This is a genomic window from Agrococcus sp. HG114, assembly GCF_024723325.1.
In the GTDB taxonomy this organism is placed as follows: domain Bacteria; phylum Actinomycetota; class Actinomycetes; order Actinomycetales; family Microbacteriaceae; genus Agrococcus.
The window spans coordinates 1-413 of record NZ_JANQCH010000292.1 but is presented as its reverse complement, the minus strand read 5'-3'; the positions used below and the strand labels follow the sequence as shown (position 1 = coordinate 413).

The following is a 413-nucleotide window of genomic DNA, read 5'->3' as shown; positions in this document are numbered from 1 at the left end:
GCATTGAATATGGAAAAACATGCAGTTCTGAGAATTTATGTTTCTTAATAAAATTGTATGTTTCCATAAACTCTTCTTCCGTTTCTCCTGGGAAGCCAACAATAACATCTGAAGTTACTGCTAGACCTGGCAGAGCTTTTTTCAGTCTCTCAAGTCTCTCTGCAAAGAATTCCATCGTATATTTTCTGCGCATTCTCTTCAAGACGGTGTCAGATCCTGACTGAAGCGGGATGTGCAAATGCCGCACAACAAGCTTGGAATTTTCTAGAACATCAATGACTTCGTCGGTTAACTGGCTTGCTTCGATCGAAGAAATTCGTAATCTTTTTAGCCCTTTCACTTCGGCTTCCAGATCTCTTAATAAAGCAGCTAAGTTATAATCCTTTAAATCTTCTCCATATCCGCCCGTATGA

Annotated in this window: 1 protein-coding gene; it reads right to left on the bottom strand. The window is 39.7% G+C overall.

The window, feature by feature from the left end; all coding sequences use genetic code 11:
- Positions 1-413, bottom strand: a 413-nt coding sequence (locus tag NWP09_RS13295; RefSeq protein ID WP_258275947.1) for a radical SAM protein, incomplete at both ends; no start/stop codon positions are given.